Origin of the sequence: Porphyromonas sp. COT-290 OH860 (genome assembly GCF_000768935.1) — a bacterium.
GTDB lineage: Bacteria > Bacteroidota > Bacteroidia > Bacteroidales > Porphyromonadaceae > Porphyromonas.
Window position 1 is genome coordinate 16335 of sequence record NZ_JRAR01000053.1, and the last position, 21088, is coordinate 37422.

At 48.7% G+C, this 21088-nt stretch carries 16 protein-coding genes; 11 read left to right on the forward strand and 5 right to left on the reverse strand.

The features are described from left to right. Nucleotides 1–425: 425 nt before the first annotated feature. From HQ41_RS05385 to uvrA, 11 genes are all read left to right on the forward strand, one after another. Entirely contained in the window at nt 426–2612 is a 2187-nt protein-coding gene (locus tag HQ41_RS05385; RefSeq protein ID WP_044188962.1) for a glutamine synthetase III, read from the forward strand. Continuing rightward, entirely contained in the window at nt 2612–3952 is a 1341-nt protein-coding gene (locus HQ41_RS05390; protein ID WP_044188963.1) for an MATE family efflux transporter, read from the forward strand. The genes HQ41_RS05385 and HQ41_RS05390 overlap by 1 nt, the downstream gene beginning before the upstream one ends. A gap of 175 nt (nt 3953–4127) precedes the next feature. After that, entirely contained in the window at nt 4128–4706 is a 579-nt protein-coding gene (locus tag HQ41_RS05395) for a DUF3109 family protein (RefSeq protein WP_044188966.1), read from the forward strand. 12 nt (nt 4707–4718) lie between these two features. After that, nucleotides 4719–6050, forward strand: a complete 1332-nt coding sequence (locus HQ41_RS05400) for a DNA cytosine methyltransferase (protein WP_235316916.1) — start codon at nt 4719–4721, stop codon at nt 6048–6050. Nucleotides 6051–6061: 11 nt separating this feature from the next. Beyond that, nucleotides 6062–7114 carry a hypothetical protein gene (locus tag HQ41_RS05405; protein WP_044188968.1) on the forward strand — a complete coding sequence of 351 codons (1053 nt, stop codon included), beginning with the start codon at nt 6062–6064 and terminating at the stop codon, nt 7112–7114. A 7-nt stretch (nt 7115–7121) separates the two neighbouring features. Further along, nucleotides 7122–8126, forward strand: coding sequence for a D-alanine--D-alanine ligase (locus HQ41_RS05410; protein ID WP_044188970.1), 1005 nt, complete (start codon nt 7122–7124; stop codon nt 8124–8126). Nucleotides 8127–8147: 21 nt separating this feature from the next. Next, entirely contained in the window at nt 8148–9311 is a 1164-nt protein-coding gene (locus HQ41_RS05415) for a 1-acyl-sn-glycerol-3-phosphate acyltransferase (RefSeq protein ID WP_044188972.1), read from the forward strand. A 38-nt stretch (nt 9312–9349) separates the two neighbouring features. Next, nucleotides 9350–9787, forward strand: a complete 438-nt coding sequence (locus HQ41_RS05420; protein ID WP_044188974.1) for a BT0820 family HAD-type phosphatase — start codon at nt 9350–9352, stop codon at nt 9785–9787. 27 nt (nt 9788–9814) lie between these two features. After that, on the forward strand, nt 9815–10519 hold the full coding sequence (locus HQ41_RS05425) for a DUF4271 domain-containing protein (RefSeq protein WP_044188977.1): 705 nt from the start codon (nt 9815–9817) through the stop codon (nt 10517–10519). After that, the gene (locus HQ41_RS05430) at nt 10520–11269 is read left to right on the forward strand and encodes a uroporphyrinogen-III synthase (RefSeq protein ID WP_044188979.1); all 750 of its coding nucleotides are present in this window, start codon (nt 10520–10522) and stop codon (nt 11267–11269) included. A gap of 112 nt (nt 11270–11381) precedes the next feature. After that, the gene (gene uvrA, locus HQ41_RS05435; RefSeq protein WP_044188981.1) at nt 11382–14237 is read left to right on the forward strand and encodes an excinuclease ABC subunit UvrA; all 2856 of its coding nucleotides are present in this window, start codon (nt 11382–11384) and stop codon (nt 14235–14237) included. Nucleotides 14238–14410: 173 nt separating this feature from the next. Here the strand turns inward: uvrA and HQ41_RS05440 are convergent, their stop codons facing one another. The 5 genes from HQ41_RS05440 to HQ41_RS05460 form a co-directional block, all read right to left on the reverse strand. Continuing rightward, the gene (locus HQ41_RS05440; RefSeq protein WP_044188983.1) at nt 14411–14815 is read right to left on the reverse strand and encodes a hypothetical protein; all 405 of its coding nucleotides are present in this window, start codon (nt 14813–14815) and stop codon (nt 14411–14413) included. A 44-nt stretch (nt 14816–14859) separates the two neighbouring features. Then, nucleotides 14860–15351 carry an HU family DNA-binding protein gene (locus HQ41_RS05445; RefSeq protein ID WP_044188985.1) on the reverse strand — a complete coding sequence of 164 codons (492 nt, stop codon included), beginning with the start codon at nt 15349–15351 and terminating at the stop codon, nt 14860–14862. Between the two features lie 349 nt (nt 15352–15700). Next, nucleotides 15701–17518 carry a leucine-rich repeat domain-containing protein gene (locus HQ41_RS05450; protein WP_044188987.1) on the reverse strand — a complete coding sequence of 606 codons (1818 nt, stop codon included), beginning with the start codon at nt 17516–17518 and terminating at the stop codon, nt 15701–15703. 34 nt (nt 17519–17552) lie between these two features. Further along, a complete protein-coding gene (locus tag HQ41_RS05455) occupies nt 17553–19418 on the reverse strand; it encodes an Omp28-related outer membrane protein (protein ID WP_081964769.1) in 1866 nt (621 codons plus the stop codon). A gap of 215 nt (nt 19419–19633) precedes the next feature. Then, nucleotides 19634–20962: a transglutaminase domain-containing protein gene (locus HQ41_RS05460; protein ID WP_044188991.1), complete on the reverse strand. Its 1329-nt coding sequence runs from the start codon at nt 20960–20962 to the stop codon at nt 19634–19636. Nucleotides 20963–21088: the final 126 nt, after the last annotated feature.

Here is a 21088-nt window from a genome sequence, read left to right on the forward strand (position 1 = left end):
GCATGAGCCTCGTGAGCGCAGAGAGCGCCGTGGAGGCCGTAGCCAGCAGCAAGCTCGCCGTGAACCAAATACAAGTGCAGAGGGGACGGTCGCAGAGATTAGTCGCCCAGAGCAACCTCTGCCAGTAGCTTCAGCTCCAGCAGAGTCGGGAGCCACGGAGTAGGTTGGAATAGAACTCGTGTGAGCATTAGCTAATAAGGGGGTGTGCCGAGTGTAAATATCGTCACGCTCCCTTTGGTCGTTTCATGGTGGGCTTGGTTTGGTTGATTGCCAAGTATGGTTGTTGATGAAGCCGAGCGTGTTGCGTACCTTTGTGCTCTCTAGGATTAAGGTCAAGAAGCAGTCTGTCCGAGTGGTTCTCCCTCTGCTTCTGTGGCACGATGATATGAAGTACATTATAATATTATTTAGAATTAGAAAAACGAATGTCTTACTTGAGATTTAAGGCATTGGAGCAGGCCACAGAGCGTAAGGCTCTGCACGTAGATCCCGTACAGGCCTCTGTCGCTGACTACTTTGCGTCAGCTGTATTCACTCGCCAAACGATGCGCCGCTACCTCAGTACGGAGGTGTACAAGAAGGTATCTCGCCACATCGACGAGCGACTACCCATAGGCCTAGAGCTGGCCGACCAAGTAGCCGCTGCGATGAAGATGTGGGCGATGGATCACGGCGTGACGCACTATACCCACTGGTTCCAACCTCTGACCGATGGTACAGCCGAGAAGCACGACTCCTTCGCTAGTGTTACCAACGAGGGTGGTATGATTGAGGAGTTTAGCGGTAAGCTCCTCACACAGCAAGAGCCCGATGCTAGTAGCTTCCCACACGGAGGCCTACGCAATACCTTCGAGGCTCGAGGCTACTCGGCTTGGGATCCGTCCTCGCCTGCCTTCATCGTAGACGACACACTATGTATCCCGACGGTATTCGTTTCGTACACGGGCGAGGCATTGGACTTCAAGACGCCTCTACTGCGCTCACTCGATGCGCTTAATAGAGCCGCCACCCGTGTCGTCAATTTCTTCAACCCCGACGTAGAGAGCTGCACGACCTTCCTAGGCTGGGAGCAGGAGTACTTCCTCGTAGATGAATCGCTCTTCTACGCACGCCCCGACCTGTGTCTGACGGGGCGCACCCTGATGGGGCACGAGAGTGCCAAAAATCAGCAACTCGATGACCACTACTTCGGCGCTATCCCCGAGCGTGTGCAGGAGTTTATGAAGGATCTGGAGTACGAGTGCTACAAGCTGAGCATACCAATTAAGACTAGGCACAACGAGGTCGCCCCCAATCAGTTCGAGATCGCCCCTATCTACGAGGAGTGCAACCTAGCCAATGATCACAATATCCTGCTCATGAGTACGATGAAGCGAGTGGCTAGCCGGCATCGTTTCCGTGTGTTGCTGCACGAGAAGCCCTACGAGGGGGTAAACGGTTCGGGCAAGCACTGCAACTGGTCGATCGGTACAGACACGGGCGCCAACCTTTTCTCTCCGGGCAAAAATACACAGGAGAACCTACGCTTCATTGCCTTCATGGCCATTACACTGATGGCGGTGTACCGCAACAATGCCCTCCTAAAGGCGAGCATCGCCTCAGCCACCAACCTGCATCGCCTCGGCGGTCACGAAGCGCCCCCAGCGATTATCTCTTGCTTCCTCGGCAGTGAGGTAAGCGCCGTACTCGATCGCTTCCTCTCTAGCAGTAGCGAGGACGCCATCGTCATGGACGACAAGAAGGGCTATAGCCTAGGTGTAGGACAGATCCCAGAGCTCCTACTTGACAATACCGATCGCAACCGCACATCTCCTTTTGCCTTCACGGGAAATAGATTCGAGTTCCGTGCAGTCGGCTCATCTGCCAACCCTGCGTGCGCCATGCTTAGCCTATGCTCGGCTCTAGCCTATGAGATGGAGCTATTTGCCCAGCAAGTAGAGCAGCGCTTAGGAGAGGTTGGTGCACAGACGGCACTCTTCCAGACGATACACCAATATATCAAGGAGTCCGCACCCATACGCTTTGGAGGTAATGGATATAGCGAGGAGTGGCATGCCGAGGCCATACGCCGTGGACTAGATGTAGATGTGCATGTCCCTCGTCTATATGAAGCCTACACGGCAGAGCTGTCCATTCGTATCTTCGAGCAGATGGGGGTGCTCACTCGGGCCGAATTGGAGGCACGCAACGAGGTCAAGTGGGAGATCTTCGTCAAGAAAATTCAGATCGAGAGCCGTGTACTGGGCGACCTCTCGCTCAACCACATCGTCCCCGTAGCGACGAAGTACCAGACGATGCTACTAGACAATGTGACCAAGCTCAAAAACGTCTTCGAGGGTGAGCAGTACGAGGAGCTTGCCTCGGGGCCTAAGCACCTGATCGCCGAGATGAGTCGCCATCTAAGCTCGGTGCATACGATGGTAGAGGAGATGGTAGAGGAGCGCAAGAAGGCGAACCGCATCGAGAGCATGCACGAGCGTGCCTATGCCTACCACGACAACGTCTTGCCCTACCTCGCCAAAATTCGCTACCACATCGATCATCTAGAGCTCATCGTGGATGACGAGATGTGGCCACTGCCCAAGTATAGAGAGCTACTATTCATACAGTAATGGCGACGGTCAAGGATCTTACAACAGGCAATCTGCGTAGCCATCTGTACAAACTGGCTCTGCCCATCATGGGGACGTCTTTTGTGCAGATGGCCTACAGCTTCACAGATATGGCTTGGCTCGGACGGCTAAGCAGTGAGGCTGTGGCTGCAGTGGGGACAATTTCGGTTTTTCTCTGGATCGCCCACTCGATCGCATACTTCAACAAGACAGGTAGCGAGGTAACCATCGCCCAGAGTATCGGGCGCAACGATATCGATCTGGCACGTGTCTACGCCTCGCACAATACGACGCTTAGCTTCATCATCGGGGTGAGCGTCGCGCTACTCTTTGGCTTCTTCGCCACAGAGATGGTCGATCTGTACCTGCTAGAGCCAGAGGTAAGGGCCGATGCCTTGACTTATATGTACATCAGCCTAATCGGCTTCCCCGAGATTTTCCTCACGGCAGCCCTATTCGGCATCTACAATGCCTCGGGCAATAGCAGTGTCCCCTTCCGCGTACTGGGCTTGGGCTTGGTGTGCAATATGGTGCTAGACCCCTTGTTTATCCATGTGATGAACCTAGGCGTAGCAGGGGCAGCTTGGGCGACCGTACTTAGCCAGCTCATCACACTCATCTACTTCCTCTATAGGTTGCGCATCAAGGATCATCTGTTTGAGCGTTTCCCACTACTTACCCGCCTTAAGTGGCCACTAGTTTGGCGTATCACGCAGATTGGTCTACCCGCCGCCTCGCTCAACGTCCTATTCGCTCTGGTAAGCATCTACATGGGGCGCTTGGCCTCGTCGGTAGGCGGACACATTGGCGTAGCAACGCTGACTACTGGAGGACAGCTAGAGGCGCTCACATGGAATACCTCCCAAGGCATCACCACTGCGCTCTGCACCATCGTAGGGCAGAACCACGCAGCGGGTAAGCGTGACAGAGTGTACAGCACCTACCGCATAGCTCTGGCTCACACGCTATTCATCGGTCTTATCGGGACGCTCATCTTCGTCTTTTGGGGAGAGGGGTTGTTTGCTCTGATTGTCCCCGAACCTGCGACCTATCAGTCTGGCTCAGTGTACCTACGCATCAGTGGCTATTCGCAGATCTTCATGATGGCGGAGATCACGACCCAAGGGCTATTCTATGGTATGGGACGTAGCTATCTACCGGCTGGTATCAGCATCTTTGGCAACTATTTGCGCATCCCTATAGCACTCTACTTCATCTCTCTAGGCTGGGGCTTGGAGGCAATCTGGTGGGCCATCAGCCTCTCGTCCATGCTCAAGGGGTTACTCTCAGTCTTGGCATTGCTCTGGATTTACAAAAGGAAGCGCACTTCCATCGCCTAGAGGGGTCGTCCATAATATCCACTATTGGGGGCTGTACTTGGCTGTGCAGCCCCCAATAGTGTGCAAATATCTTCTTACCCGTCGTCCACTTAGCATCATTATTAAGTGTGCAAGGACGCAGGCTCAAGAAACCAGTCAAGCAATTAATAAGGATATACTATATCTTTGTAGTTATATGATAGAGATAGGAGACAAGATCGTCAGTATGGACGTCTTCGAGGTGCTCTTCGCCTGCGACTATGAGCAATGCAAGGGAATTTGCTGTGTCGAGGGAGATAGTGGAGCCCCACTAGAGCCCGGCGAGGCAGAGATGCTACGCAAGTACCTACCCGAGGTAGAGCATCTGCTCTCCTCTCGTGCTAGAGAAGTCATCGCCCAGCAAGGTGTCAGCTATATTGATGAGGAAGGCGACGAAGTAACCTCCATCGTCGGGGGTAAGGACTGCGTCTTCACGACCTATGATGAGCGAGGCAACTGCTTGTGTGCCTACGAAAAAATGTACTACGAGGGCAAGATCGACTGGATCAAACCTATTAGCTGTCAGCTCTACCCGATTAGGCTGACCAAATACAAGGACTTCACAGCGGTCAATTACCATAAGTGGAGCGTATGCAAGTGTGCCCTCAAGCGAGGTCGTAAGGAGGGCATGCCAGTCTATCAGTTTCTCAAAGGGCCTCTGATACGTGCCTTCGGGCAAGAGTGGTACGACCAACTAGAAGAAGCAGCTCGTCTGCTGAAAGAAGAAACGACTTAATATGCCAAAAAAGTGAATAGATTGAGAGAAGACTGGGAGCATCTCACTTTATTCTCCCCCCAGATGTTTTTGCCTGAAGGAGATTCATTATCTTCTGAATTTCCAAAGATTTCTAGTACTAAAGACTTGAGAGTCTTATCTCTATTCTCCGGATGCGGAGGGATGGATTTGGGTTTTGACGGAGATTTTGAGGTACTCGCTCAAAGCTTTGGAGGAGCTTCAAGTCAGAGAAAGGTTGTTCGAGTTCCAAGTACTAGGTTTAAGCTGGTATTTGCGAATGATATTATGAACGATGCGAAAACAGCATGGAGCAACTATTTTATTCGTAAAGGGTATTCTCCTGATTTGTACCATTTAGAGAGCATTATCAGTCTTGTCAGACGTCATCAGATGGGAGAGGAAGTATTTCCACAAAATATAGACGTGGTCATAGGAGGTTTCCCTTGCCAAGATTTCAGTTTATCAGGAAAGCGCAAAGGATTCAAATCAGAAAAGGATCATTTAGGAAACCACACTCTGGATTCTGCAACAGAAGAATCTAGAGGGATGCTATATTATTGGATGAAGCGAGTAATTGAGATAGTCCGCCCTAAAATATTTGTAGCAGAAAACGTAAGAGGACTTGTTAATCTTGAGAATGTCAAGGATATTATCCAAAAAGATTTCTCCCTTGCCGATAATGAAGGTTATATAGTTTTACCCCCAAAAATACTACACGCAGCAGACTATGGAGTCCCTCAGTCTCGAGAAAGAGTATTCTTTATAGGAATAAAGAAGTCGGCGTTAACCCCAGTGATTCTAAAAGAATTACTTTCTTCGGATGTGATACCTGATAAACTCTTACCCTACCCTAAACCCACCCATAAGTATACTCCAACCAGTGAAGGATTACTTCCTCCTGTTAATTTAAGAGAGGTATTTGCAGATCTAGAAGAGCCTGAAAATAGCTCGGATAAATCTCAACAGCAATATTCAAAAGCAAAATACATGGGAGGGCATTGTCAAGGGCAAAAAGAAATTAGTCTAGACAGAATAGCTCCAACTATAAGAAGCGAGCATCATGGTAACATAGAATTTAGAAGACTCTCAGAGTCCAATGGAGGGATAATGACCGACGAACTCGCTTTAGGGATGAGGGAGAGAAGGTTGACACCTAGAGAATGCGCCTTGATCCAGACATTTCCACCAGACTATGACTTTGTACTTTCAGGAAGTTCTGGTAGAAAAAGGTATGATCTGAGTCCGTCTGCGGCCTACAAAATTATAGGAAATGCTGTACCTCCACTCTTGGCCTATCACATCGCAAAGCGTTTAGAAGATCTATGGGAAACTTATTTTCATTGACATCTTGATATATGGTTATTTCTCTCAATAGCGAGCCTCATAGACAGGAGTTCAAGAAGCTACTAGATCTCCTTGTTATAGAATTAAAGCATGAGGCAAAGAAGAACCCTCAAAAATACAAAAATCTCTTAGGGAATCGCTTAGAACGTGTAACCTATGAGATTTTATGTAGGCTAGCCAATGGGACTCCTTTTGATGGCTCTATAGAACTTGTATCAGGGCAAAATTTCCCCGATATTATTGCAAACAAACACTATGGGTTGGAAGTAAAAACTACAAAATCAAATCATTGGAAGTCTATTGGTAGCAGTGTCGCCGAAGGGACTAGAGTAGAAGGAATAGAACGAATTTTCATGCTCTTTGGTAAAATGAACCCTCCCATAGAATTCAGATGCAGACCATATGAAGAGTGCTTAGCTTCAGTTGTTGTAACTCATTCTCCTCGTTATACGATAGATATGACCTTGGGCAAGGGGGAAACATTTTTTGACAAGATTAAAATCCCATATGACAAGTTAAGGACTAAGGAAAATCCAATAGAAATAATACTTGACTATTATCGTTCTCAGCTCAAGGAAGGAGAAACAACTTGGTGGTTGACAGGAGGCACTAAAAGCAAGGAGAGTAACATGGTAATTCGCCTTTGGTCTAGCCTGACCCAAAAGGAGGCTGATGTATTACGGGCGAAAGGGCTATTATTATTCCCCGAAATTTTAAGCAGTAAGAAAGATAAGTACGCCCGTATGTCTTTGTGGCTAGCAACCATTGAGTCTGTAATTACAAGTAATCTTAGAGATAAATATACGGCAGGGGGGCAGGAGCAGCTATCTTTTGAAGGCAAACATTATGCGATTCCAAAGATTGTTAAAACGTTGATAGATTTGCTTCCCTTGATTAAAGACCAACTTGAGCTTCTGAATATAGAGGAACTCCAGGAGTACTGGCCCGTTAAACCATGTCAATCTGCCGAATCTTTGTATATTCAATGGTCTAAATTAGTAGCAAAAGAAGCTGAAAGCCTAACTTCATTCCCTCTTGGAAGGTATCTAATTAGTGTTAAATAACTCAAGTATGAGGATCAACAAAAAACTGAATATCGCCGTCGTGGCAGGAGGCTATTCGGGTGAATATAGTGTTTCGCTTCGCTCTGCCGCAGGCTTGCTCTCATGGATCGACCGAGAGCTATTTACGCCGTACCTCGTGCGCATCGAGCGCAATGGTTGGTGGGTCGATATGGCCGAGGGCGTGAGCCTCAAGCTCAGCCTAGACGACTTCGGCTTCGACCTACAAGGAGAGCGCATCACCCTAGACTATGCGCTCATCACAATCCACGGAGCACCGGGCGAAGACGGTCTGCTACAGGGCTACCTCGATATGAAAGGTATCCCCTACAATACGGGCGGAGTGCTTACCGAGTCGCTTACCTTCAACAAATACTTCTGCAATCGCTACCTCTCTACCTGCGAGGGGGTAAGAGTCGCCCAGTCTCTGCGCCTACTGCGCGAGCAAGCAATTCCCAAGTCGGAGCATATCGTGGAGCAACTGGGCCTGCCTCTCTTCGTCAAGCCCAATACTGGTGGCTCGAGCGTAGCCACCAGCCGAGTGGAGGGGATAGAGGAGCTCGAGCAGGCCATACAAACGGCATTTGCCGAGAGCCGAGAGGTCCTGCTCGAGCGCTTCATCTCGGGTACGGAGGTAACCTGTGGTTGCTACCAAGTAGGCGGAGCGACCAAGGCTCTGCCCGTGACGGAGGTCGTTACGCACAATAGGTTCTTCGACTTCGACGCCAAGTATAACGGGCAAGTCGAGGAGATTACTCCCGCGCGCATCTCGGACGAACTGACCCGACGCATCCAAGCCCTCACGGAGGCGATCTACGGCTATGTCGATGCACGTGGCATCATCAGAGTAGACTATATCATCGAGCAGGACGGCTTGCCTACCCTACTCGAGGTCAATACAACACCGGGAATGACTCCCACGAGCTTCATTCCACAGCAAATAGCTGTAGCAGGGCTAGAGATTGGTGCAGTCTTGACGGATATTATCCAAGCAGGCCTGCAAGACAAACATTAACTTAAACTATGATTTTTGGCTATGGACTACGATAAGTATCGAGATATACGCCCTCTGACGCCCGAGGAGGTGCCGGGGGCGATTGAGATGTTGCTTGGCAATGCTACACTACAGGCTACCTTCGAGGCTCTCAAAACGGGCAAGAGCTGGGCAGATCTTGGCAAGTTCCTAGAAGGGACGGACTCGACGGACGAATTCAAACGCCGTGCTGGCTACATGCTGGTCAAGCACGTGATGGATAGCACTTGCTCAGCCGTTAGCTTCTCGGGCGAGGAGCATCTAGCACCCGAGGCTGGCTACACCTACATCTCCAACCATCGAGATATTATTCTAGACTCGGCCTTCCTCAACGTGCTACTCCTAGAGGTCGGACGTCGAATGCCACAGGTGGCTATCGGGGATAACCTGATGCTCTATCCGTGGGTAGAAATGCTAGCTAAGCTGAATAGTAGCTTCATCGTACGTAGAGGCCTACAGGGACGCGACATCCTCCTCGCAGCCAAGCAGCTCTCGGAGTATATGCACGATGCTGCAGCCGAGGGCATATCTATGTGGATCGCTCAGCGAGAAGGGCGCTCCAAGGACTCTACCGACCGTACGCAGCCAGCTCTGCTCAAGATGCTAGCCATGGGCTCGGGGCGTAAGGGTATCGTCGAGTCCCTACTACCGCTACACATCGTGCCTACCTGCTGTAGCTACGAGTATGACCCCTGCGACTGGCTCAAAGCACGCGAGATGCAGCTCAAACGAGACCAGACCGACTATCGCAAAACGAAAGCGGAGGATGGACTCAATATGCACACTGGCGTCCTCGGCTACAAGGGTCGAGTACACATGCAGGCAGGACGTCCGCTTGCCGATCTAGTTGAGCCGATTGAGTGGGACGAGATCAAAGAAACCGATCGAGTAGAAGTACTGGGTCGCCTTATCGACAAGGAGATCCACCTCAACTATAGGCTTTACCCGGGCAACTACGTGGCATGCGACTGGCTCAACGGCGAGAGCAGGTATCTAGACCGCTATACAGAGGCCGAGAAGCAAACCTTCGAGACCTACATCGCCGAGCGCCTAGCACTCGTCAAGATGCCAGAGGGCATCGAACCCGATATCGACTTCCTACGTCGCCGTATGCTCGAGATGTATGCCAACCCCGTGATCAATGCCGAGAGGGCATCGAGCGAGTAATCCACCAAACAATAAGAACTAGACAGAGACCATATCGTATGATTATAGCTGTTGACTTCGACGGGACAATCGTCAAACATCGTTATCCAGCCATCGGAGAAGAGATTCCATTTGCCATCGACACGCTCAAGATGCTCCAAGAGGAGAGGCATCGCCTAATCCTCTGGACGGTACGCGAGGGCGAGCTCCTTGACGAAGCCGTTGAGTGGTGTCGCAAACGTGGGCTAGAGTTCTACGCCGTCAATAGAGACTTCCCAGAGGAGGATGCGACCGGAGAGGGCTTCTCGCGCAAACTCAAGGCGGATCTATTCATTGACGACCGTAGCTTCGGCGGCTTACCCGACTGGGGGGTTATCTACCACCGCATCAAGGCAGGTAAGGCACACGACGCCGACTGGGGGCGCCTGTCGCTATTCTCCGACGACGTCTACCAAGCGCCTAAAAAGAGCTTTTGGGATCGCGTCTTTGGGCGCTAATCCCTCTATTGGTTTTATCGCGTGGCTATGGCACAGGGGGTTTGGGCATCTCAGCCCACTATAGACGTTCTGTATCTGACGGCAGGGATAGGCTGGCTACTGGGGTTACTGCTTCTGCTGCTAGTACCGGGGCTTATTGGTCTGACGGTCAACTCCTATCTACATAGCCGTACAGAGCGTGTATCGGCCTACATAGCCCGCTACGTCCCCTACTCAATATATTCGGGAGCAGTACACCTGCTCAACGCGCTACTAGGAGCCAATCTACTGCTACGCCTGATGCAGAGGCTAGAGCTATTTGAACTCAGTAGTGGCCCAGCCGAGGTGTGGGGCATCTTCTTGGGCATCTTCTTGGGGCTACTCGTTTGGTTTGCTTTCTACCGCATCAGCTTCTCCATGTGGAGCTACATCTACATGCCTGAGGAGGGTGCCCAACTTCTTAAGCAAGACTATTTCGTCATCGCAGGCATTCGTGGTCTGCTGATGCTCCCACTCACATTGATCTTGCTATCGCCCGTATCTACATCTATTTGTCTATGGCTATTAGGTGGCTCATTCGTGCTCTGCCAGAGCCTCAGATGGCTACAGGCGGTAAGACGTCTATGGTATGGAGAGGACTCCTATATTTATATTTTTTTGTACCTTTGCGCCCACGAATTGCTCCCCTGGATCTATTTAGTTCTAGGAATTAGCTGTTTGAGAAGTAGCGAATACATAGAGTACATAATATAAATGGCAATAAAGAAAATTCTCATCTCACAGCCACAACCCGAGTCTGGTAAGTCGCCCTACTACGACATCGCCGCTAAGTTTGGCGCAGAGATTACCTTCCGCCCCTTCATTCAGGTAGAGTCCTTGTCGACTCGTGAGTTTCGTAATCAAAAAATCAATATTCTCGAGCACTCGGCTGTAATCTTCACGACACGTAAAGCTATGGAACACTTCTTCCAGCTATCTGAGGAGCTTCGCCTGACCATGCCCGAGACTATGAAATACTTCTGCATTAGTGAGCAGGTCGCCAACTACCTACAGAAGTTTATTGTCTATCGCAAGCGCAAGGTATTCTTTCCTCCTACGGGAACTACGGATGCGTTAGTAACCCTCATCCACAAGCACAATAAGGAAACATACTTCCTCCCTCTACCCGAGGAGCATAAGAATGACCTGATTGATATGCTTACGGTGAAGAGGATCAGCTTCTCCAAGGGGATTATGTTTCGCACCGTACCTTGTACCTTCACTGAGGAAGAGCGTGCAGAGCAATATGATATGATGATTTTCTTCAGCCCAGTGGGGGTTACTTCTCTACAGCAGAACTACCCTCAGATCAAGCAAACCGAGGTGCACATCGGCGCCTTCGGCCCACAGACTGCCAAGGCTGTCGAGGAGGCTGGCTTCCGCCTAGATCTCTCCGCTCCAACCCCAGCCGCTCCCTCTATGGTGATGGCTCTAGAGCAGTATCTGGCCAAAGAAAAGAAATAGGCACGAGCCGAGAAATCGGATTTGGATAGACCTATCAATCCTATATACTGCCCCGTACGTACTGGTAAGCCCTACCTATACGTACGGGGTTTCTGATTAAAAAGTCGACGCTATGGCAAAAAAGAAATCGGATAAACCTCAAAGTTTTGTTTCCGAACAAGCAGGCCTAATCACCCTCAAAGGGGTTCGGGTCAATAACCTCAAAAATATAGACCTAGAGATCCCGAGAGGAAAGCTATTAGTCGTAACAGGAGTCAGTGGCTCTGGTAAGAGTTCGCTTGCCTTCGAGACCCTCTATGCAGAGGGACAGAGACGCTATGTAGAGAGTCTCTCGGCATACGCACGCCAATTTCTAGGGCGTATGCCTAAGCCAGAGTGCGACTGGATCAGAGGGCTACCGCCTGCGATTGCTATCGAGCAACGTGTCATCAGCCGCAATCCACGCAGTACGGTGGCGACCTCTACAGAGATCTACGAGTATCTACGCCTGCTTTATGCACGAGTGGGGCGCATGATCTCTCCAATCAGTGGAGTCGAGGTCAAGAAGCATACGGTAGAGGATTTGCTCAACTTCGCCTCGGCTCAGGTCGCTGGCTCTAGGATCTATTTAGTAACGCCTCTCTACCTTCCAGCAGGGCGCAAAATCAAAGAACATTTAGACATACAGCTCCAGCAGGGCTACACACGCCTCTGGCTAGATGGAGTAGTCATCAACATCGAGGACTACCTCGTGGGCAAACCCAAGAAAGGAGATGAACTCTATCTACTGATTGACCGCATGGTCGTGAGTGAAGACAAGGAGAGCCTCAAGCGTCTAGGTGATAGTGGAGAGCTAGCCTTCTTCGAGGGCAAGGGCAGATGCCGATTGGTCGTACAGTCGCCCGAGGGTGTACTATCGACGCATGACTTTAGCAATATCTATGAGGCCGATGGACGTATCTTCCAAGAACCATCGCCCGAGATGTTCAGCTTCAACAATCCTGTAGGCGCTTGTCCCGAATGCGAGGGCTTCGGTAAGGTGATGGGCATCGAGGAAGATCTAGTAATCCCCAACAAAGAACTCTCGGTCTACGACGATGCCGTAGCCTGCTGGAAAGGCAATGTCTCTAGCGAATGGAAGCGGTACTTCATTCGACATGCTCAGCCATTGGGTTTCCCAATCCATCGTCCTTACTGCGACCTCGATGCCGAGCACAAAGAGATGCTCTGGCGTGGTGTACCGGTCGAGGGGGATACATATGTAAAGACCGTGGGAATCGACTCTTACTTCGCCGTACTCCAACGTGACCTACACAAGATACAGAATAGGGTACGCCTCTCGCACTTCAAAGGCAAAACGACCTGCCCAAGCTGTCGAGGTGGACGCCTCAAATCGGATGCTCTATGCGTACAGGTGGGCGGCAAGAATATCGCAGAGGTCGTATCCATGACACTGACGGAGGCTAAGACATTCTTCGATGAATTGATCCTCACTCCCACAGAAGAAATGATCGCACGTCGCCTACTCCAAGAGCTTAGAAATAGAGTTGGCTTCCTCATTGAAGTTGGGCTAAGCTATCTCACCCTCGATCGCCTCTCCAATACACTCTCGGGAGGAGAGAGTCAGCGTGTTACTCTAGCTTCTCAGCTGGGTAGTAGCCTTGTCGGCTCGCTCTATGTCCTCGATGAACCAAGCATAGGGCTGCATCAACGCGACACCTCTAGATTGATTGGCGTGGTTAAGCGCCTAAGGGATTTAGGCAATACGGTTGTAGTCGTGGAGCATGACGAAGAGATGATGCGTGCCTCAGACTACATCGTTGATATAGGCCCCAATGCAGGACGTCTAGGGGGCGAGGTGGTCTACTCTGGCCCTACGGATGCGATCGACAAGCAGACTCCCGGACATACTGCAGCCTATCTATCTGGTCGAGAACAGATAGAGCTCCCTAAGTATCGCCGCCAATGGAATAACTACATTGAGCTTAAAGGAGCACGCAAACACAATCTGCATGGTTTGCACGTTCGCTTCCCGCTCAATACGATGACTGTTGTCAGCGGCGTCAGTGGCTCGGGAAAGAGTACACTCATTCGAGATATTCTCTTCGAAGGCGTGCGCCGTCGGCTCGCAGGCGAGTCGCTGGACGGAGTGTCCTGCACATCGCTAGAGGGAGAGCTTGGGAGCATCAAACAGATTGAGTATGTGGATCAGAACAACATCGGGCGAAGCTCTCGCTCCAACCCAAGTATCTACATCGGCGCCTACGAGGAGATCCGAAAGCTCTATAGCGAACAGCCTCTAGCCAAGCAAATGGGCTACAAACCCTACTACTTTAGCTTCAATAAGGAAGGCGGACGATGCGAGGCTTGTAAGGGAGATGGCTTCACGACTGTAGAGATGCAGTTTATGGCAGATATCACGCTGCAATGTGAGGAGTGTGGTGGTAAGCGATTTCGCAAAGAACTGCTAGAGGTAGAGTATCAGGGCAAGAATATACATCAGATCCTAGAGATGAGTGTAGACGAAGCGATTGACTTCTTCGACACCCACAGCAGCAGCCACTCTAGCCTCTCCCACACGATTATCGAGAAGCTCAGACCTTTGCATGAGGTTGGTTTGGGATACATCAAGCTCGGCCAACCAAGCTCTACACTCTCGGGTGGGGAGAATCAGCGCGTCAAGCTAGCCTATTATCTAGGGCAAGGCAAAAAAGACCCAACGCTCTTCATCTTCGACGAACCAACTACGGGCTTGCACTTCCACGACATCAAAACTCTACTCAAAGCCTTCAACTCTCTCATCGACAGCGGACACTCTCTGATCGTCGTAGAGCACAACCTCGAGGTCATTAAGAGTGCTGACTGGGTCATTGACCTCGGCCCAGAGGGAGGAGCAGGAGGCGGAAAAATTGTCGTAGAGGGAACTCCCGAGGAAGTCGCCGAATGTGAAGAGAGCTGGACAGGACGCTTCCTCCGTCCTCTCGTTTGATTATACGAGGGCAAATAGACAGGCTGATGGTGAAGCCTTGCCCCCTTAAACAAAAGAGCATCGAACGGTTGCAGGACACATGTGTCATAGTCAAAACTTAATTTCACCAGTAGTAAAGGGGGTGTGGCAAAATTTATTTTTGCCACACCCCCTTTACTCTCTAAAGAAAAGAACTACAACTTATCAATGATAGCTTGAATGTCTTTTGCTTGAGATTTGTTAACCAAGTCTATTTGTTCAATAGCCTCATTTTTCCTCAACCATGTTATCTTGCATGAAACTTCTTGAGAGAATTTATGTACTTCCTTATTTGAGCCTCCTCTAGTTCTCGTTGCAGTAACTAATATATCGCATTCATTTTCTTTGCAGAATTTGATGTTTTCGGTTAAATCGTAGTCCCTATCTCCTGCTGTGGTAACTGCAATTCGATGTCCCTTATAGACTACAACTTCGCGATGATCCAGATGTAATTCTTCGAGAGCTATTACTTTTGCTGGCTCTAGCAAACCTATTAGGATATTTAAAGTAGGTGTTTTACCCTTATTAGCACTACCGTATAAACAAATAATTTTCTTCATGATATTTCGTTAGTTTATATGCTTAAAAACTCTCTGCTCCTTTTTTACAGGCCGGCGTGGTCGCCGTTGTTGATGGGTGAAAAGCTGCCGCCGCTGTTGGGCTTTTCGTCCTTTTTGCCCGAAGAATTGTAGGTGACATCGAGCACGCGTTCGGCACGTTCCATACGAACGCCCTTGAGAGCTGTCTTAACTTTCACACGAGGCGTATAGATAACCTTCGCCTTGTCTACGAGTTCGATGCCGACCTTATCGGCGCTATCGACACCCGAACCAGTCTTCGCCGTGATACTAGGGCGGAACGTTCCCATATCGCCACAATCTACGCTCTTGCCGTCTTGGAGTAGGCGGATAAGCACCTTCGAGGCGCGGTCAAAGACTGCCTTAACATCAGCTGAAGAAACTGTCGTCTCGTCCGCCACAAGGTCGATAAACTCCTCAAACTTTACATCAGAATGCAAGTGAATTGCAGGGTACCAAAGCGTCTTGCTGGTCTTGCCGAAGCCCGCTTTTCTCTCGATTGCTTTAATCTTAATCATACTAGAGTTAATTTACTGTGAATAAATGTGTTTTATCAAGGCTCAAAAGTAGCCAGATTTTCGTATATACAAAAATAAATTTCCGCATATACTCCGATAAATTTTCTTATGTACGAAAATTTGCCGCCGTATATACCCAATCCGATAAGCGTGCCGAAAGCGCTACAAACCGATAGGTAGCTGGCTACTGGCATGAGTATCCCAAGATAAAGCCTTACGCCCTCAGATGATTGCTAGGGCTATTAACCGAAGCTCTCTGAAGAAGGGAAAAGGGGCTGTGGTAAAATTGTTTTTTGCCACAGCCCCCTTAGTCGTTAGGAGAGGTTAGACAGACCTCTATATTTTGCTCCTATCTGACGATACCGATCCGGTAAGTCTTCGCTACCCCAGAGATCTTCACGAAGTATGTCCCTTCGGTTAATGTATCTACTGCGACTGTCTGTAACTCCTCCGTGCACAGACCTTGAGCAACGATCGCACCTTCTAGATTATAAATACTATAGTATTTGCCTGAAGCTCCTGAGATCGTGATCATCTCTGAGGTTACACTGGGATAAACCTTGGCTAGATGTTGTTCCAGCTCTAGGGCACTGCTATCATCGTATCCAGGGTATGATTCTGCTCTCCCTCCCGCAGTGTTCCAGTTTAGTACTGACCAGCCCTTAGCTTTGGCTTGATTTACGTGCTTGATGGTGCATTGGTTTCCTTCTTGTTCGCCCGATAGGTCCACTACGAAGAATTTATTGCTTCTAGACACAGTAGGTAGGCTCTCGATGAGTCTACTCATCGCCTGTTTCTTGATCCCATTACTATAGCAACCGATCTCTTTCAAGGCGGGTGAATAGATTACTAGCTCGCTGAGCTGATTCTTCTGACATTTGAGATTTTCAAGCTTGGTATTCTTAGATAGATCAAGCTTCGTGAGTTGATTACCACTACAGTATAGCGTTGTTAGCTCGGGGCAGGGTGTCACATCAATCTTTGTGAATTTGCAGTCCGAGATATTCAAGGTTAAAAGAGCTTTATTCTTCGATAGATCAAGCTCGCTAAGCTCTGTGTCGAAGATTGTGAGTTCCTCTAGCTCTGGATTTTGAGATATATCTATTTTGGAGACTCCAGTTGCGTCAAGTTGCAGAACTCTCAGCTCCCTGAGTTTAGATATGTCAATGTTGGTGATGCCCTTGTTCCCAGAGTAATTTATTATAAGCAACTTACTGTCTTTCTCAGGGAGTAGCACCTCTGATAGCTGATTATTACCCAAATAGAGCTTGCTTAGCTTGATATTTTGGGATAAGTCAACACGCTTGAGCTCGTTGTAGTTAAGTTGCATCTGAGTAATCTCTAGGTTGTTGGATAGGTCTAGCTTGGCAAGCTTGTTGTTAGGGGCCCAAAGACTTTTCAGCTCAGGAACGTACTGAAACTCAAGCTCGGAGATAGCACAATCTGCCATATTTAGCACAGACAGCTTAGGTAGTCTCTTTAGGTCAAGCTCGAACCCGGGGAGTGTGCTGATGTTTAGGGCTATGATTTCGCTAAGATTACCTTGAGGCAGTTTGCTCATCTTCGTTTCGCTAATATCCAAAACCTGTAGAGCCTTTACAGATTTCAGGTCAAGCTCCGAGAGTCTTGGGTTTTGTGCAACACGTAGATCCCTTAGCTTGCTTAGCCCAGTTAGGTCAATGCGCTTAATCTGATTTTTGCTGAGGCTCAATACTGTCAGATTTGTATTGGCTGATAGATCAACGATCGCGATGCTATTGTCCTGAGCTGCGAGCTTCTCTAGTGCGGGGTTACCCTTAGTTTCTAGCTTAATCAAATTGTTGAACCCACAGAATAGAGTAGTTACAGGACCATATATGGTGAGCTTGAGGTTTGACTTCTCTGCATCAATAGTCCATAGCCCTTCGGAGTCAGTGGCTTCGTCATTCCAGCCTTCATTGGCATCCCTTTTTCCGTTGCCATTGAAGTCCACCCAGACTAGAGAGCGGTGTTGCTGAGCAGCCCCTAGATATATTCCCCATGGCATAGGCACAGGAGTATCTCCTTCACCCTCTGTCGCCTCTAGGACGATCTTATAGTCCTTAGGTTCTGTTTGGGCAGAGGCCAGAGGCATAGCAATGGCACAGCCAAGCGCAATGGCTAGACAATGTTGTAATGTTTTCTTCATAATTTTTGTACTTGTAACTGATAGATTGATGTTCTTAATGTACGAATAGCTTATGGGTGTGGTAGGCACCGTTTATTTTCACACGCACCACATATATTCCTGGAGCTAGTTTCTTTTGATTTGAGCGGGTAACAAGTCGTCCAGATAGCTCATAGACCTCTAGGCTCTCAACTAGCTCATCGAGTACGATGTAGCCATCTACAGCGTATGGACGTATGTGTTCGATAGCAAGAACGTCTGAGTTTGATGTGGAGCTATTCCACCAGATTGTCTTGGAGGCATACACCTGTCGTTTGTCATGATTGATAGCCGACATATTCTGATGTGCGAAAACTACAATCTTTAGATTCTCCGTCTTCCAATTCTTATCGTAGGCCACATCTTTAATCTCTAGGGCAAATGACCCATCAGCCTCTAGCTTGATCTCTTGTCCAAGAGGAGGTGTGAGAAACTTCCGTGCCACTTGGTCGTGTGTGAAGCTTTTGGGAGCGTTCGACTGGTTGATAGATGGGACGTGATCCTCTGTAATTACAGCTGTCAGATACAAGTCTTCCGAGTCTATATAGCCAGTCTGTCCTTTGACAACTAGGTTGATCTTGCCTTCCTTAGCTGTAGATGCAATCTCGGTGAAACGGAGTGCTTCTTTTATGTTCTTAGCCTTTTCGTATTTAGCTTCTTTGACTGAATATTTGCCAACGAGAGAGTTTTGGTCCTTGTCATCTGATACTCTATTGAGCATCAGAGCAGGGGCGTATGTCTCTCCCGGAGTAAAGGAAAAATACATTACTGGCACGGACTCTGCGATCGTGAAGCTGTCCTCACCATAGCCGACGTGGTGGGCGATCACACTTACCTCCATACCGTCTGCTTTCATCTGTCCGATAAGTTCTCTAAGTGGCTTTTCGGATGCAGGGCAGTTGGGACATCTCTCCGTTGTGAAGCGCTCTATGAGAATACTGTTTCTAGCCCATGAGCCATTGGGGGTGGTTACCTTGTAAGGATAGTGCTTAACGTAGTGGCTCATTGACTGAGGTTTGCCGTTAATTTGTGTGATCGAAGCGTATGCGATACCTATGCCTCTGTTGGGAGCTTTGGTCGTGGCTTCAACCTCCTGAGTAGTCCCTGGAGCGATATTGACTCCTTGTATTACAACTCCTTCTTTAGGGTTTTTGCTATACTGGGTTGATAGACTCAGGCTATTGATTGCTTGATGCCCTAGGTTACGAACTTTGAATTTGATTGTGGCAGGCTGATTAGGTGATAGTTCCTTGCCGTAGAAGCCGCCACCTACTAGACAAGCCACATGAGCCAGAGCGTTGGCTTTGTCTTCGATGTCAACGAAGATCATGGCATTTCCCAACTCTGGGCTGTCGTACTCAGATAGTTCGGTTGGATCCCCCTCTTTTACATAGTTCCCTCCAATCTCGATAAAGTTCGTCTGAGGGAGATTAGCCCCCTGTGTAGATTCAAATGCCACTGGCTGAGCTTTGCCTACAGCCTGTAGTTGGTACCCTACTAGATATTGCTTGCCTTTCTCCATAGTAAAAGGCTTCTCGAGTGTTACCTCATTACGGCCAGCCTTAAACTCGTCTAGCTGTTGAATCATCACGATTTTTTTGTCGGTTTGATTCGCAATGAAAACACTAGGACTGTAAGCTTTTTGGTTCGGAATGACATCGAATGAAATACCCTTGATGACATTGCCGGGTGACTGAGGAATTTTGATAGCAACCGATAGATAGTTTGTCTTACCAGTCCCTAGACCCCTACTGGAAGCTTTGGGGTCGGCGTAGCCAAACTTAAAAGATGGCGTAGAACCCTGAGCCATGGCTGGTCTAGATGTACCAAGGCATAAGAGGACTATGCTCAAGAAGAGAAATGAGTAAAGAATTTTCTTCATTTTTTGTCTATGTTGAAGGTGTTATTAAGCAATTTGTCACACTCAGTGGATACAAATATACAAAAGTGTTTTAACTATTAACTAATGTCGCTCTGTGTTTTTAGATATTTTTTGATTTCAAGCCTTAATAAACAACCAAAGCGTGCCGCAGACCCTATAAAATCGGGGGCATTGCGGCACGCTTTGTCTATCTATTTATTGCTTGGAGGTAATGCTTAGTAGCGAACTATTTTTAGATTTTCGTCACAACCAGCGAAGGCTTTGGGGGCTATTGTCTTGATTGATTGGGGAACATAGACAGTTTGGAGATTGGGGCATTTCTCGACAGCGTAATCCATAATGACTTCTGTCCCCTCGGCGAAGTGTAGTTCTTCGATGCCTTGGTGGTTGTAGATGATATTCTTGCCGATCTCTTTCTCTGCCTTTAGGTAGGCTTTCTTTAGTCGTGCTGGTATGAGGAGCAGCTTACCTGCTCCTTCTCCTCGCTCATATATACTTCCGCGATAGTCCTCTAGGTATTTGTTTTCTGGATCAATGGCAATCTTCTCTAGCTCAGCTCCTGCATAGAGTAGTTTGCGATTGCCCGATACGCCTAGATGCTTGATGTTGGCTCCTAGATAGATCTCACGAATGGACTTGGGCAGAGTGTTGGGGTTGAAGTTCGTAATGCGGAAGCCGCCTATGCTGTAGGGCACTATGAGTTTACCATTAGCCGCTTCTCCATGCACATTGCCGACAGTGAGTTCTTTATTCTCGTAGATATAAGTTAACTTATCATCTTGCCACAGAGCGAAGTCTAGACGCTCAGGCAGCAAGAAGTCAAACTTATCCTTGCGTTCGGCCTCGTAGAAGATATTATTCGTTGGATCCGAAACATACCATTTCCCGTCTAGCAAGGTATAGTTCCATGCATGTCCCACAGGAGATCCCACGGTGCGGAACTTGGCCAAGCCATTGACCACTGGTGCGTTGATGCCTTGAGTATAGCACATTACTTTGAGGAGGTTTGCGTAGCCTTGGCAGATAGCATTCTTATACTTATAGCTTGAGTAGGCGCTGTTGTAGTTGGGAATTGTTGTATCTAAGATATGCCCATATTTCACGTTTGAAGTAATCCATTTGAAGAGGGCTCTGTGCTTCTCTAGCTGATTGCTTGCTTGGCTCTCCTTGACTAGCTTGTCTGATAGTTTCTTGATTTCCGCTAGCTCCGTCTGAGAGATCTGAGTTTCTCCTAGAGCGATAGGTTGATCTAGCTGTTTACTAGAGAGCATGGCCAGTAGCATCTCTGCAGGGTAGCCCGTTAGCTCTATAGAATTGTCGGGTATGGGGAATGTCGCAGCTTCTTCGCCACTGGGCTCGGTAGGTTTAGGTTGCTCTTCCTTTGGTCCCTCAGGTTTAGGCTCTTCTTCCTTTGATTCCTTGGCCTTAGGCTCCTCTGTTTTTGTAGTGTCTTCTTGCTTGGGGAGAATGGGGTCTTGCTTTTTGCAAGAGGTCGTCAGTGCTACTCCTAGGAGCAGATAGGCAAGCAGGTGTCTTTGGTGCATACGTCTAATAGTGTTTGAGAGTTGATCTATCCGATCGGTTTAGTGCTTCGATTAAGTTTTGCCAATGCTCGATGTCTATACCTGTTTTATGACATTTTCGAGCGATTAGGCGTGCAAATATACACA

Bases quoted from the DNA above. Each gene is read 5' to 3' on its own strand.
- uvrA (WP_044188981.1), top strand. From the start codon at position 11,382: ATGGCAAAAAAGAAATCGGATAAACCTCAAAGTTTTGTTTCCGAACAA.
- HQ41_RS05385 (WP_044188962.1), top strand. From the start codon at position 426: ATGTCTTACTTGAGATTTAAGGCATTGGAGCAGGCCACAGAGCGTAAG.
- HQ41_RS05410 (WP_044188970.1), top strand. From the start codon at position 7,122: ATGAGGATCAACAAAAAACTGAATATCGCCGTCGTGGCAGGAGGCTAT.
- HQ41_RS05450 (WP_044188987.1), bottom strand. From the start codon at position 17,518: ATGAAGAAAACATTACAACATTGTCTAGCCATTGCGCTTGGCTGTGCC.
- HQ41_RS05405 (WP_044188968.1), top strand. From the start codon at position 6,062: ATGGTTATTTCTCTCAATAGCGAGCCTCATAGACAGGAGTTCAAGAAG.
- HQ41_RS05430 (WP_044188979.1), top strand. From the start codon at position 10,520: ATGGCAATAAAGAAAATTCTCATCTCACAGCCACAACCCGAGTCTGGT.
- HQ41_RS05420 (WP_044188974.1), top strand. From the start codon at position 9,350: ATGATTATAGCTGTTGACTTCGACGGGACAATCGTCAAACATCGTTAT.
- HQ41_RS05425 (WP_044188977.1), top strand. From the start codon at position 9,815: ATGGCACAGGGGGTTTGGGCATCTCAGCCCACTATAGACGTTCTGTAT.
- HQ41_RS05395 (WP_044188966.1), top strand. From the start codon at position 4,128: ATGATAGAGATAGGAGACAAGATCGTCAGTATGGACGTCTTCGAGGTG.
- HQ41_RS05440 (WP_044188983.1), bottom strand. From the start codon at position 14,815: ATGAAGAAAATTATTTGTTTATACGGTAGTGCTAATAAGGGTAAAACA.
- HQ41_RS05415 (WP_044188972.1), top strand. From the start codon at position 8,148: ATGGACTACGATAAGTATCGAGATATACGCCCTCTGACGCCCGAGGAG.
- HQ41_RS05460 (WP_044188991.1), bottom strand. From the start codon at position 20,962: ATGCACCAAAGACACCTGCTTGCCTATCTGCTCCTAGGAGTAGCACTG.
- HQ41_RS05390 (WP_044188963.1), top strand. From the start codon at position 2,612: ATGGCGACGGTCAAGGATCTTACAACAGGCAATCTGCGTAGCCATCTG.
- HQ41_RS05445 (WP_044188985.1), bottom strand. From the start codon at position 15,351: ATGATTAAGATTAAAGCAATCGAGAGAAAAGCGGGCTTCGGCAAGACC.
- HQ41_RS05455 (WP_081964769.1), bottom strand. From the start codon at position 19,418: ATGAAGAAAATTCTTTACTCATTTCTCTTCTTGAGCATAGTCCTCTTA.